At 64.8% G+C, this 12,750-nt stretch carries 14 protein-coding genes; 11 read left to right on the forward strand and 3 right to left on the reverse strand.

The window, feature by feature from the left end; translation table 11 throughout:
* Positions 1 to 54: 54 nt before the first annotated feature.
* The gene (locus tag U1737_RS17455; RefSeq protein ID WP_332797657.1) at positions 55 to 288 is read right to left on the reverse strand and encodes a hypothetical protein; all 234 of its coding nucleotides are present in this window, start codon (positions 286 to 288) and stop codon (positions 55 to 57) included.
* Complete coding sequence (locus U1737_RS17460) at positions 285 to 587, reverse strand: hypothetical protein (RefSeq protein ID WP_332797658.1); 303 nt, start codon at positions 585 to 587, stop codon at positions 285 to 287. Before U1737_RS17460 ends, U1737_RS17455 begins: the two co-directional genes overlap by 4 nt.
* A gap of 195 nt (positions 588 to 782) precedes the next feature.
* Here U1737_RS17460 and U1737_RS17465 point away from each other — a divergent pair, with 195 nt between their 5' ends.
* The 3 genes from U1737_RS17465 to U1737_RS17475 all read left to right on the forward strand — a co-directional run bounded on the left by U1737_RS17465 (position 783) and on the right by U1737_RS17475 (position 3,705).
* Positions 783 to 935: a hypothetical protein gene (locus U1737_RS17465; RefSeq protein ID WP_248524530.1), complete on the forward strand. Its 153-nt coding sequence runs from the start codon at positions 783 to 785 to the stop codon at positions 933 to 935.
* A gap of 191 nt (positions 936 to 1,126) precedes the next feature.
* Positions 1,127 to 3,103, forward strand: a complete 1,977-nt coding sequence (locus tag U1737_RS17470) for an acyltransferase family protein (RefSeq protein WP_332797659.1) — start codon at positions 1,127 to 1,129, stop codon at positions 3,101 to 3,103.
* 185 nt (positions 3,104 to 3,288) lie between these two features.
* Positions 3,289 to 3,705 (forward strand): acyl-CoA thioesterase, encoded by a 417-nt coding sequence (locus tag U1737_RS17475; RefSeq protein WP_332797660.1) that lies wholly within the window; start codon positions 3,289 to 3,291, stop codon positions 3,703 to 3,705.
* A 135-nt stretch (positions 3,706 to 3,840) separates the two neighbouring features.
* On the opposite strand, the gene U1737_RS17480 is transcribed toward U1737_RS17475, so the two are convergent.
* Entirely contained in the window at positions 3,841 to 5,235 is a 1,395-nt protein-coding gene (locus U1737_RS17480; RefSeq protein WP_332797661.1) for a helix-turn-helix domain-containing protein, read from the reverse strand.
* Between the two features lie 100 nt (positions 5,236 to 5,335).
* Between U1737_RS17480 and U1737_RS17485 the strand changes: the two genes are divergently transcribed.
* From U1737_RS17485 to bioB, 8 genes are all read left to right on the forward strand, one after another.
* Positions 5,336 to 6,862: an acyl-CoA carboxylase subunit beta gene (locus tag U1737_RS17485; RefSeq protein WP_307087423.1), complete on the forward strand. Its 1,527-nt coding sequence runs from the start codon at positions 5,336 to 5,338 to the stop codon at positions 6,860 to 6,862.
* Between the two features lie 57 nt (positions 6,863 to 6,919).
* Positions 6,920 to 7,222 (forward strand): hypothetical protein, encoded by a 303-nt coding sequence (locus U1737_RS17490; RefSeq protein ID WP_248524535.1) that lies wholly within the window; start codon positions 6,920 to 6,922, stop codon positions 7,220 to 7,222.
* Complete coding sequence (locus U1737_RS17495; protein ID WP_146168618.1) at positions 7,219 to 7,431, forward strand: hypothetical protein; 213 nt, start codon at positions 7,219 to 7,221, stop codon at positions 7,429 to 7,431. Before U1737_RS17490 ends, U1737_RS17495 begins: the two co-directional genes overlap by 4 nt.
* Entirely contained in the window at positions 7,428 to 7,931 is a 504-nt protein-coding gene (locus U1737_RS17500; protein ID WP_248524536.1) for a hypothetical protein, read from the forward strand. The genes U1737_RS17495 and U1737_RS17500 overlap by 4 nt, the downstream gene beginning before the upstream one ends.
* Positions 7,928 to 8,353, forward strand: a complete 426-nt coding sequence (gene mce, locus U1737_RS17505) for a methylmalonyl-CoA epimerase (protein WP_332797662.1) — start codon at positions 7,928 to 7,930, stop codon at positions 8,351 to 8,353. Before U1737_RS17500 ends, mce begins: the two co-directional genes overlap by 4 nt.
* A 10-nt stretch (positions 8,354 to 8,363) precedes the next feature.
* The gene (locus U1737_RS17510; protein WP_332797663.1) at positions 8,364 to 9,149 is read left to right on the forward strand and encodes an enoyl-CoA hydratase-related protein; all 786 of its coding nucleotides are present in this window, start codon (positions 8,364 to 8,366) and stop codon (positions 9,147 to 9,149) included.
* Between the two features lie 129 nt (positions 9,150 to 9,278).
* Entirely contained in the window at positions 9,279 to 11,561 is a 2,283-nt protein-coding gene (gene scpA, locus U1737_RS17515; protein WP_332797664.1) for a methylmalonyl-CoA mutase, read from the forward strand.
* Positions 11,558 to 12,640 carry a biotin synthase BioB gene (bioB, locus tag U1737_RS17520; protein WP_332797665.1) on the forward strand — a complete coding sequence of 361 codons (1,083 nt, stop codon included), beginning with the start codon at positions 11,558 to 11,560 and terminating at the stop codon, positions 12,638 to 12,640. The genes scpA and bioB overlap by 4 nt, the downstream gene beginning before the upstream one ends.
* Positions 12,641 to 12,750: the final 110 nt, after the last annotated feature.

Below are 12,750 nucleotides of genomic sequence, written 5' to 3' on the forward strand. Positions count from 1 at the left end.
GGCGATGCCCGCTTTTCAGCGCGGCATAGCCGGGCGCAGTGGCTATCGAGGATGCTAGCGGACGCCCTGCTTGCGCGCCCCAGCGATCATCTTTTGGGCGATCAGACGAACGGCATCGTCGTCTTTCGTCATGTCGGCAGCCGGATCGCCGAGGTGATCGAGGCTCTTTTCCATGAAGTCGAGAAGCCCGTGGTGACGATCCTCGACATACTCCATCAGCTTGAACAGGAGGTGCTCGGTAGCGATTTCACGCTGGCGGGCTTGCGTCGCGGTATCCGCCACGGTCACGTCGCCGAACGCTCGGACGCATCGAACTCGTTGAATGCAGTACGGACTTCGCCGGCCGTGACGTCGTCGGCAACCTCGACCGTGACAACCACCTTGCCGTTCAACTCGGCATCATCGCGAGCCTCGGGGCTCGGGGCGCCTGCTGCGGAGTCGGAGCCCGCTTCCTCGATGCCCGCGGTATTCGCTTCGCCTTCCGGCGCGATCACGACTTTGGCGCGATCTATGTCGAATTGCTGGACCAACCGCTCGACGGTCATCTCGGCTTCTCGGCGCGTATCGAATTTTCCGGTCAATTTCATGTTCGTCTCTCCGGCCGGCATGGCCTTCGGGAACAACCATTCAGATCGCGGCGGGTGCCATGCGGCATGGTTTTGAGGAGCATATGGTTTTGCGGAACACCAGCACGCCGCGATTGACGCGATCCATGGCTGACAATAATCTCACCAGCCAAGCAAAGGCTTTCGAGGCCGAATTCCACCGGACTGGAATGGTGCATGCCCCAACGCGCGCTCAAGCCCGATCAACGCCTTCGCGAGCATCTGGAAGATGCGCTAGTTGATGCAGAAGCACTCGGCTGGACGGTCGTGGCAGCCCTCATATCGGAAGCGCTGGATGCGATGGGGCCGCCCGTCGCGACACGGCGGTAATATTCTCCTGCCATTTACTGGAAATTAGATAAATGGTGACATGAGCACCAAGTGCTTGTAAAGATATGCAAAATTGTCAGTAATCATCGGTCCGGCTGGACGCCGCTGCTCGTATTGCTATCTAAATGAGGGTTGCTAATCCCGCGCCCGGAGAGAGCGCTATGAATACGGAGGCGGGGTCGGTTGCGCATGTGACCCAGACTGATCGTTTTGGACCGAACGTAGCACCAGACCGGACGGCTCCGGTTCATATCACCCCTTACCGGGGCGACATCGATGGCCTGCGCGCGATTTCGGTCGTTGCGGTCATCATTTACCACCTTTTTCCGACCCGCTTTCCAGCGGGTGGACTGGGTGTCGACATCTTTTTTGTCATATCGGGGTATCTGATCGGAGGAATCGTCCTCGCGAGCGTTGCTGCGCGTCGGTTCACCTTCGGCGATTTCTACCTGCGGCGCCTGCGCAGAATTGTCCCGGCGTTCGTGGTGATGATTATCGTCACGACGATCGTCTCGGCAATCCCGCTCTATCCCGAAGAGTTGACGAGCCTTGCGAAGAGTGCGCTCGCGGCGCTGGCCTGCATCGGCAACGTATTCTTCTATTTCACGTCGGACTATTTCGCGGCGGATAGCGCAACCTTGCCGTTGCTGCACACCTGGTCGCTAGGCGTCGAGGAACAATTCTACCTCGTTTTTCCGTTCCTGCCGTTGCTGATCGCGCATTCTAAATGGAAGCGATCGCTGTTGCCGATCATGATCGCGACGGCCCTGATCTCGCTGGCGGTAAGTGCCACTGCTGTAAAGACGAACCCAGCGGCGGCGTTTTATCTCCTGCCAAGCCGATGGTGGGAGCTGATGGTCGGCGTCCTCGCCTCGCAGGTGCGGGGGGACTGGTTGAAATCCAGGATGCTGGCGCGCATGTTCGGCGCCGCAGCGGGGCTGGGGATGATTGCCGCTTCCCTGCTGCTGGTACGACCGGAGCACGGGTTTCCGGGGCTGGTCGTTCTACCGGCATGCCTGGGTGCGGCGCTGGTTCTGGTCACCGGACAGGGCACGTCGACGATGGTTCATCGCGCCCTGAGCATTTTTCCCGCGCGCTATATCGGTCTTGCCTCCTATTCGCTGTATCTCTGGCACTGGCCCGTCATCGTTCTCTACCGGCAGCATCGCTTGATCGGAAAACTGTCGATATACGATGCTGTTATCGTTCTGGCTGTGACGGCGATCTTGGGATTTGCGTCCTGGAAATTCGTTGAAGGGCCATTCCGTGGCAAGATGACGCCACGCAGACTGGGTGCTTGGTGCGGTGGACTGGTCGCGATCGCTTCGCTGCTGCAGATCGGTATCCTGGCGACCAATGGCCTCCCGCAACGTTTTTCCGCCGCTGTGCTGTCATTGGCGAGGTCAGGCGGGCAGGCTGGATCGATGCGCAAGCCCAAAGCGAACTGTTTTCTCGACAACCAGAGCAGCGTTAGCGATTTCGACAAGACCCGATGTCTCAGTCGGGAGCCGGGCAAGCCTGACTGGCTGCTGGTGGGGGACAGCCATGCATCGATGATGTGGCGTGGGCTCACCACCGTATTGCCGCAGGTGCATTTCCAGACAGCGGTTGTCTTTGGATGCGAGATGCCGCTGGATCCGCTCCCGACCGGTCGGGTATGCGACGACCTAATGCATCAGGTACTGGTCCGGGACCTCGATACCGCCCGGCCCGACGCGGTAGTCGTAACCTGGCGCTGGATCCGGCTGGATATTCCTGCACTTAAGCGTCTTCACGATCGGCTCGCCGGTAAAGGCATTCCCCTGATCGTAATGGGCCCAACCCCTGAATATTCGATGCCGGTCCCGCGGATCATGGCGGAGAGCGTCAGGCGAAACGATCCGGGGCTGCTGGCACGAACCATCGAGCCGCGCTTGTGGAATAACGATCGTGAACTCGCGGCGCAGGCAAAGACGATTGGGTACACGTATCTGTCTCCGCTCCAGGCAATGTGTCCGCAAAGGCGTTGCATCGTCGAGGGCGCCAACGGCGATCTGCTGTATTTCGATGCCGGTCACTATAATCAACTTGGCGCCGAGACGGCCGTGCGGCGCTTGATCGCGAATGATCCGTCGCAGGGCTGGCCCCTACGTCGCGCCTTGGAAAGCACGAACGCGCAAACTCGATGATGCCGGTGGAGTGGGGGCGGCCTCGGCGGTCGCCTTAGGGTCAGCCCCGTCGGTGTCGTCCGTCGCTATGTTCCAAGTCGCCGGCAACCGGACTAGGGCTCGGTAGCTATGTATGCCGGCATTTATGTCGGCGAACGCCTCCGCCCGTCATCGCTATGTTCATGTTCGCATGCTATATATCGCGCGTGAAAACAGCGATTCCCCATACCTACGCCATCGGCATAGAGCCGGCCGACATCGACTTCATGGGTCATGTCAACAATGCGAATTATCTGAAATGGGTGCAGGCTGCCGTAATCGACCATTGGCAGCGCCTCGCGCCCGCCGAGGCGGTCGCAGGGCACCTGTGGGTCGCGCTGAAACACGAGATCACGTACCGCAAGCCGGCGTTCCTCGATGACGACGTGATCGCGACGGTGCTGCTCGAAAAGGTTCAGGGCGCGCGCGCGTTCTACGAGACGATCATCAAGCGTGGCGAGGATGTGCTCGCCGAGGTGAAGTCGAGCTGGTGCTGCCTCGATGCGGAGACGCTGCGGCCGTCGCGCCTGACGAACAACGTGATCGAGCATTTCTTTCCGAAGGACCCGGCGGTGGCGGCCTGAGTTACAGCAACCACCCCGGCGAAGGCCGGGGGCCAATTGGAATGTCGGAAGTAACGGCTCGCGGTCCCTCGTTATCGCTGTCCCCCAATTGGGCCCCGGCCTTCGCCGGGGTGGTGCAGCAGGCGGTAGACGCCGCTAAACCACCTCGTACGGCACTGCCCCGCGCCGGTCCGGATCGACTCGTATCCCACTTGCCGCCGGCGGAAACGCGCGCTGGTCGCAGTCCGTCCGCAAACAGATCCGGCACGAAGACCCGATCGGCGTCGCGATCCCGCCCGTCCCGAGCGCATCCGCATAGATGAACTCCGACGCATTCGCCTCCTCGCACCCGAGCGCCACCGCGTAGCGCCGCGCCGGCCGCGTGTAGGTCTCGGACGGCTTCACCAGCCCCTTCGCCATCGAGACGTAGCGGATGCCGTCGGTCGTCTCGATCAGCTGCGTCAGGATGCGGTCCGGAATCGCCACCGCTTCGTGGACGATCCACAGCGGACACGCCCCCCCGAACCGCGCGAACTGCAACCGCGTGGCGGAGTGCCGCTTGGTGATGTTCCCCGCCATGTCGACGCGGCAGAAGAAGAACGGGATGCCGAGCGCGCCGGGGCGCTGCAACGTCGAGAGCCGGTGACAGGTCTGCTCGAAACTGGTCCCGAAGATCCGCCGCAGTCGGTCGATATCGTGACGCACGCTCCGAGCTTCGGTGCGGAAACGCGTATAGGGCATGACGATCGCCCCGGCCGCATAGTTGGTCAGCCCCGCCGTCAGCAGTGCGCGCGCCGTCTCCGACGCCATTTCCGACGCCGCGACGATGCCGCCAATGACATCGCCGAACTCGTGCCGCGCGACTTGGTGCGCGAGCGAGAACAAGGTCGTCTCGCCCGGCTGCGATCCGTCGAGCCTGAGGGTCGCGCCGTCATAATCGCGCAAAGGGGCGGCCAGCGCACCCGAGATTGCCACGGACACGCCTCGCACCGCCAGCCGAGCCTCCAGCGCCGCGATCCGATCCGCCCCCAACGTCTCGCCAATCTCCTCCGCCCGCCGATCGAGCGTATCCACATAATTACCTGCCGCGTGGAACCAGTCGCGCACGTCCTCCCATGGCAGCAACCGAGGCGCTCCAGACCCCGCCACCAGCCGGTCGTCAAGCGCGCGCAACTGCTCCTGCGCGCGGCGGTACGCATCGTGCATCGCGACCAGCCGCTGCGCCAACAACGGCTGGTGCTTCACCGCGCGCCGCACCGCGCTCTCGTCGAGCGCGGGCGCCTCGACGCTCGTGTCCGACACCGCCTCCAGCGTCGCGATCAGCAACGCGGTATCGTCCGCCGCGTCGATGCTCCCCCAATCCGCGGGAAACTCGCGCGCGAGCGTGATCAGCACGCCCTCCGTCACCGGCCGGTCGCCATTCTCGATCTGCGAAAGATAGCTCACCGACAGGCCGATCCGCGCCGCCATCGCCGCCTGGCTGATCCCGAGGACCCGGCGCAGGTCGCGCAGGCGGTGTCCGACGAAGAGGCGACGAGCGGGGAGGGTCATGCCCCCGCCTAGTTTGCAAACCTCCACCCGACAAGTTTGCAACATTGCATTTGCGCATCGCATCCCGCTCTGTGAAGGCAATCAGCAGGACGGAGAGACGATGTCATCGACGATCGAAGAGCTTGAACGACGCCGCGAAGCCGCAAGAGTGGGCGGGGGTATCAAGCGGATCGCAGCGCAGCACGCCAAGGGCAAGCTCACCGCGAGGGAGCGCCTTGACGTGCTGCTGGACGAAGGATCGTTCGAGGAGCTCGACATGTATGTCGAGCACAACTGCGTCGATTTCGGCATGCAGGACCAGGTGATCCCCGGCGACGGCGTGGTCACCGGATCGGGCACGATCAACGGCCGCCTCGTCTTCGTCTTCAGCCAGGATTTCACCGTGTTCGGCGGGTCGCTCAGCGAACGTCATGCGCAGAAGATCTGCAAGGTGATGGACAGCGCGATGAAGGTCGGCGCGCCGATCATCGGCCTCAACGACAGCGGCGGCGCGCGCATCCAGGAGGGCGTGGCTTCGCTCGGCGGCTATGCCGAGGTGTTCCAGCGCAACGCGCTCGCGAGCGGTGTCGTGCCGCAGCTCTCGCTCATCATGGGACCTTGCGCGGGCGGCGCGGTCTATTCCCCCGCGATGACCGACTTCATCTTCATGGTGAAGGATTCGAGCTACATGTTCGTCACCGGCCCCGACGTGGTGAAAACGGTGACCAACGAGGTCGTGACGCAGGAGGCGCTCGGCGGCGCGGTGACTCACACGACCAAGACGTCGGTCGCCGACAACGCGTTCGAGAACGACATCGAGGCGTTGCTTGCGGCGCGCGATTTCTTCGACTTCCTGCCCGCGTCTAACCGTGACGGTGTCCCCGAGCGCCCGACAGCGGACGAATGGGACCGGATCGAGGAGAGCCTCGACACGCTGATCCCGGCCTCGGCGAACCAGCCCTACGACATGCACGAGCTGATCCGGAAGACCGTCGACGAGGGCGATTTCTTCGAGACGCAGCCGGCGCACGCGGCCAACATCATCACCGGCTTCGGCCGCATCGAAGGGCGCACGGTCGGCTTCGTCGCGAACCAGCCGATGGTGCTCGCTGGCGTGCTCGACATCAATTCGTCGAAGAAGGCGGCGCGGTTCGTGCGTTTCTGCGACGCGTTCGAAATCCCGATCGTGACCTTCGTCGACGTCCCCGGCTTCCTGCCCGGCACCGCGCAGGAGCATAACGGCATCATCAAGCACGGCGCGAAACTGCTGTTCGCCTATGCCGAGGCGACCGTGCCCAAGATCACCGTCATCACGCGGAAAGCCTATGGCGGCGCGTACGACGTGATGGCCTCGAAGCACCTGCGCGGCGACCTCAACTATGCGTGGCCGACCGCCGAGATCGCGGTGATGGGGGCCAAGGGCGCGGTCGAGATCATCTTCCGCGGCAAGACTCCGGAAGAGATCGCCGAGCGCACCGCGGAGTACGAGGCACGGTTCGCGAACCCGTTCGTCGCCGCGTCGAAGGGATTTATCGACGAAGTGATCCAGCCCCATTCGACGCGGCGTCGTATCGCGCTGGGCCTACGGAAGCTCCGCGGCAAGGCGCTGGAGAATCCGTGGAAGAAGCATGACAACATCCCGTTGTGAGTCATGCTTGTTCGGTTATGATAAGCACATTATCATGTCATGCGAAGGAGTCGTGACATGCAGACCGAACGCGTGACGTTTCTGACTACCCCCGATCACAAGGCCGCGCTCGATGCGTTTGCCGCGAGCAATGGCATGTCCGTCGGCCATGTCGTTCGCGAGGCGACGACGCGCTATGTCATCGAGGGCGACATGAGCGAGGACGACCGCTTCAAGCTGTTGATTCACGAACTCGACGAGGCGTTGCCGGCGATGCACGCCGCGCTCGACCAGGCGATCGAAGGGCAACAGCGCTTGCGGGCCGACATCGATGCCATGCTACGGGACGGCGGCTTGTCCGAAGCGGAGTGTGTCGCATGAGCATGATCGGCGACGCGATGCGGACGATCGAATCCGTCATCCTGCTCCGCAGCAAGGTGGAGCGATTGAACGAAGAACTGGCTGCGACGAATGCACAGGTGCGACGCGTGGTCGATTCGGTCATCCAGATCAACGGACGCCTGATCCGTTTGGAAGCGTTTGAAGAAGTGCGATCAGGGGTACGACCTTTGCCGAGGATCGAGCGGTGATCGCGCTACTGCTTGCACAGGCCGCTATTCCTGCCGCCGCCCCGGCCTGGAAACTTGCCGATCGCACCAATGCGGCGGGCGTGCGCAGCATCTCCGCGTCGGTCACCGGCAATGACGGGCTGTCGCGGTTCGTCGTGAAGTGTGACGTCGGCTCGGAGCCGATCGTCTCGATCCAGTTCATCCAGCCGCAGCCGCTCGGGTCGGGCGCGGACAAGCCGGTCGCGGTGCGCTTCGATGGCGGACCGGCGTTCACCTATAACTGGCAGTTCCCGGGGACCGGTACGTACATCGCCGATCCCGCGGCGATCACCAAGCTGACCAGTTTCCTGGTGAAGTCGAAAACGGTGCGCGTCGAGACGACCAACGGCGCGAGCTTCGCGGTCCAGGCGAACTTCGTCGCGCCGACCGGCGATGCGATGATCCGCCAGGTGCTCGGTGTGTGCGGTTACACGCTCGGTGTCGTTCCCGCGCCGCCGCCAGCGCCCAAGGATGCGCCATGAGCCTGGGTCGCCTCAACCATGTCGGGGTCGCGACGCCGTCGATCGCGAAGTCGGTCGAGACGTATCGGCTGCTGCTCGGCGCGACTGCGATCGGCGAGCCGTTCGACCTGCCCGCGCAGGGCGTGAAAGTGTGCTTCATCGACGCGCCGAACACGCAGATCGAGCTGATCGAGCCGTATGATGAGAGCTCGCCGATCGCGGGGTTCCTGCGCAAGAATCCGGCGGGCGGGCAGCATCATGTCTGTTTCGAGGTGGCGGATATCCACGCGGCGGTCGCCGACCTGAAGGCGAAGGGCGCGACCGTGCTGGGCGAGCCGCGGATCGGCGCGCATGGCACGCCGATCGTGTTCGTGCACCCGAAGAACTTTGGCGGCATGCTCGTCGAGTTGATGGAGACGCCGGGCGATACCGGCGCGCACTAGGAGAGATCTGATGGCCGCGTACGAGCATATCCTGAGCGAACGGCGCGGTGACGTGCTCGTGCTGACGCTGAACCGGCCCGACCGGCTCAACGCCGCGCCACCGGCGATGTTCGAGGAATTGCGCGCGGCGTTGCGTGATCTGGATGGTGCGCGGGCGGTGCTGATCGCGGGCGCGGGACGTGCGTTCTGTTCGGGAGCGGATGTCGGCGGCGGCGCGCTCGGTTCGGACAATCCGGGCGAGGCGACGTACGCGGCGCTGACCGGCAGCTACAATCCGACGATGGCGGCGATCGCCGACCTGTCGGTGCCGGTGGTGAGCGCAGTGCGCGGGCCGGCGGCGGGGATCGGCTGCAGCCTCGCGCTCGCCGCAGATTTCTGCGTCGCGAGCGAGAGCGCGTATTTCCTTCAGGCGTTCGTGAATATCGGACTGGTGCCGGATGGTGGCGCGTCGTGGATGCTGCCGCGGCTGATCGGCAAGGCGCGGGCGACGGAGATGATGATGCTCGGCGAGCGGGTGCCGGCGGCCAAGGCGCTTGACTGGGGTATGGTGCACAAGGTCGTCACGGACGATGCGCTCGACGCCGAGGTGTTTGCGCTGGCCGAGCGGCTGGCGGCGATGCCGACGATCGCGCTGGGGCTGATGCGCCGGGCGATCACCGCGGCGTACGAGACGGACTATGCGACCGCGATGCAGGCCGAGGCGGCGAACCAGCGCGACGCGCGGGGGTCTGCGGACTCGATGGAGGGCGGTCGAGCCTTCCTCGAGAAGCGCAAGCCGGTGTTCACGGGCAAATGACCTGCTTGGAAGGCACCACCCCGGCGGAGGCCGGGGCCCAGTTGGGCAACGGTCAATTGGCTGGTGCTGCGCTGCGTTACCTCGACCTTTCCAACTGGGCCCCGGCCTCCGCCGGGGTGGTGCAAACTCATGACTGACACGCCCAAATCTGCTCCGACCCTCGCCGACTGGCAGACCGCCGCCGCCAAGGAAGTAAAGGGCGCCGACCTCATCTGGCCAACCCCCGAAGGCATCGATGTCAAGCCGCTCTACACCGCGGACGACGTCACCACCGATCCCGGCCTCCCAGGTTTCGCGCCGTTCACCCGCGGCGTCCGCGCGTCGATGTACGCCGGTCGCCCCTGGACGATCCGCCAATATGCCGGCTTCTCCACCGCCGAAGCCTCGAACGCGTTCTACCGCCGCAACCTCGCCGCCGGCCAGAAGGGCCTGAGCGTCGCGTTCGATCTCGCCACCCACCGCGGCTACGATTCCGACCACCCCCGCGTCACCGGCGACGTCGGCAAGGCAGGCGTCGCGATCGACTCCGTCGAGGACATGAAGATCCTGTTCGACGGCATCCCGCTCGACAAGATGTCGGTCAGCATGACGATGAACGGCGCGGTGATCCCGATCCTCGCCTTCTTCATCGTCGCCGGCGAGGAGCAGGGCGTCGACCGGAAATTGCTCGACGGGACCATCCAGAACGACATCCTCAAGGAGTTCATGGTCCGCAATACCTACATCTACCCGCCCGAGCCGAGCATGCGGATCATCTCGGACATCTTCGGCTACACCAGCCGCGAGATGCCCAAGTTCAACAGCATCTCGATCAGCGGCTATCACATGCAGGAGGCAGGGGCGACGCAGCTCCACGAGCTCGCCTTCACGATCGCCGACGGCATGGAATATGTGAAATACGGCGTCGCGAGCGGCCTCGACATCGACAAGTTCGCCGGGCGTTTGAGCTTCTTCTTCGCGATCGGCATGAACTTCTTCATGGAGATCGCCAAGCTCCGCGCCGCCCGCGTCCTCTGGCACCGCGCGATGACGCAGCTAGGCGCGCAGGACGAGCGCTCCAAGATGCTGCGCACGCATTGCCAGACGTCGGGCGTCTCGCTCACCGAGCAGGATCCGTACAACAACGTCATGCGCACCACGATCGAGGCGATGGCGGCGATGCTGGGTGGCACGCAATCGCTGCACACCAACGCGCTCGACGAGGCGATCGCGTTGCCGACCGACTTCTCCGCGCGCATTGCCCGCAACACGCAGATCGTGATCCAGGAAGAGACGGGGATGACCAAGGTCGTCGATCCGCTCGGCGGCAGCTATTATATCGAGAGCCTGACGCAGTCGCTGGTCGACGGCGCGTGGGCGCTGATCGAGCGGATCCAGTCCGAGGGCGGCATGGCGAAGGCGGTCGCGGCGGGCTGGCCCAAGGCGATGATCGAGGAAGCCGCCGCCGGCCGCCAAGCGCGCGTCGATCGCGGCGAGGACGTCATCGTCGGCGTCAACAAGTACAAGCTCGCCGAACAGGACGCGATCGAGATCCTCGACGTGGACAATGTGGCCGTGCGGGCAGGGCAGATCGAACGCATCAACCGCGTAAAGGCGACGCGCGACGAAGCCGCCTGCCAAGCCGCACTCGATGCTCTCCGCGAAGGCGCACTACGCGGCAATCCTCCCCGGAACGGGGAGGGGGACCAGCCAACGGCTGGTGGAGGGGGGGCTCCACAAACGGACCCTCTCGTGGAAGCCCCCCTCCGTCAGCCTTCGGCCGCCACCTCCCCGGAACGGGGAGGATTTGAGAATAACCTCCTCGCGCTCGCCGTCGAGTGCGCTCGCGCCCGCGCCACGCTCGGCGAGATTTCCTCCGCGATGGAGGACGTATTCGGCCGCTACGGCACGCAGCCGACCCCCGTCTCCGGCATCTACGGCGGCGCGTACGAGGACGACGCGCGCTGGACCCGCCTGACCGACGGCGTCGAAGCCACCGAGCGCCGGATGGGCCGCAAGCCGCGCATGCTCGTCGCCAAGATGGGCCAGGACGGCCACGACCGCGGTGCCAACCTCGTCTCGTCGATGTTCGGCGACCTGGGCTTCGAGATTGTCCCCGGCCCGCTGTTCCAGACCCCCGCCGAAGCCGCCGCGCTCGCGCTGGAAAAGGACGTCGACATCGTCGGTGCCTCGTCGCTTGCCGCCGGCCACAAGACGTTGATCCCCGAGCTGATCGGCTATCTCCGCGAGGCGGGCCGCGCCGATATCAAGGTGATCGCGGGTGGCGTTATCCCCGCACAGGACTATCAGGCGCTGCGCGATGCCGGGGTCCAGGCGATATTCGGCCCCGGCACCAACCTGATCCAGGCCGCCGAGGACGTGTTGAAGCTCCTCGGCCACAACATGGCCCCGCAAGAGGAAGCCGCAGAATGACCGATACCCTTCTCCGTTCTCCTGCGCACGCAGGAGCCCAGTGTTCGGAGCGCAGCGTTCGCGACCCTGGGCTCCTGCATGCGCAGGAGAACACCCGGACCGACTGGACGCGCCCGGAAATCGCCGCGCTGTTCGATCTGCCGTTCGACGAACTCATGTTCCGCGCACAGACCGTCCACCGCGCGCATCACGCGATCGGCGAAGTGCAGCTCTGCACGCTCCTGTCGATCAAGACCGGCGGCTGCCCCGAGGATTGCGGCTATTGCTCGCAGTCCGCCTCGTCCGACTCCGGTCTCAAGGCGGAAAAGCTGATGGACGTCGACGCGGTCCTCGCCGACGCCGCGCAGGCCAAGGCTGCGGGCTCGCAGCGTTTCTGCATGGGTGCCGCCTGGCGCAACCCGAAGCCGCGCGACATGCCGAAGGTCGTCGCGATGGTCGAAGGCGTCCGCGCGATGGGGCTCGAGACGTGCATGACGCTCGGCATGCTCGACGCGGACCAGGCCAAGCAACTCGCCGACGCCGGCCTCGATTACTACAACCACAACATCGACACCTCGCCGGAGAATTACGCCAACGTCATCACCACGCGCACCTTCGGCGATCGGCTGGAGACGCTGGGACACGTGCGCGACGCGGGCATCTCGGTGTGCTGCGGCGGGATCGTCGGGATGGGCGAGACGCGCAGCGACCGCGTCGGCTTCGTCCACGCGCTCGCCACCTTGCCGCGCCATCCGGAGAGCGTCCCCGTCAACGCGCTGGTCCCGGTCAAGGGCACGCCGCTCGGCGACATGCTCGCCGGTACGCCGATGGCGCAGATCGACGACATCGAGTTCGTCCGGACGGTCGCGGTCGCGCGGATCACGATGCCGCTCAGCATGGTGCGGTTGTCTGCGGGGCGCGAGAGCATGTCTGAGGCCACCCAGGCGCTCTGCTTCATGGCGGGCGCGAACTCGATCTTCACCGGCGACAAGCTGCTCACCACCGGCAACGCCGGCGACAGCGCCGACGCGACGCTGCTGGCTAAGCTCGGCATGAAGCCAATGGTCGGCGCGGAACCGATGCGGGCCGCGGCGGAGTAGTTCCCCTCCCGCTTGCGGGAGGGGTTAGGGGAGGGCCTGTCCTCCCGCACCATAATATCCGCGCGTGGACAGGCTCTCCCCCGGCCCCTCCCGCAGGCGGGAGGGGAGCG

The sequence above is a fragment of the Sphingomonas fucosidasi genome (genome assembly GCF_036663855.1).
Classification (GTDB): Bacteria; Pseudomonadota; Alphaproteobacteria; order Sphingomonadales; family Sphingomonadaceae; genus Sphingomonas; species Sphingomonas faeni_B.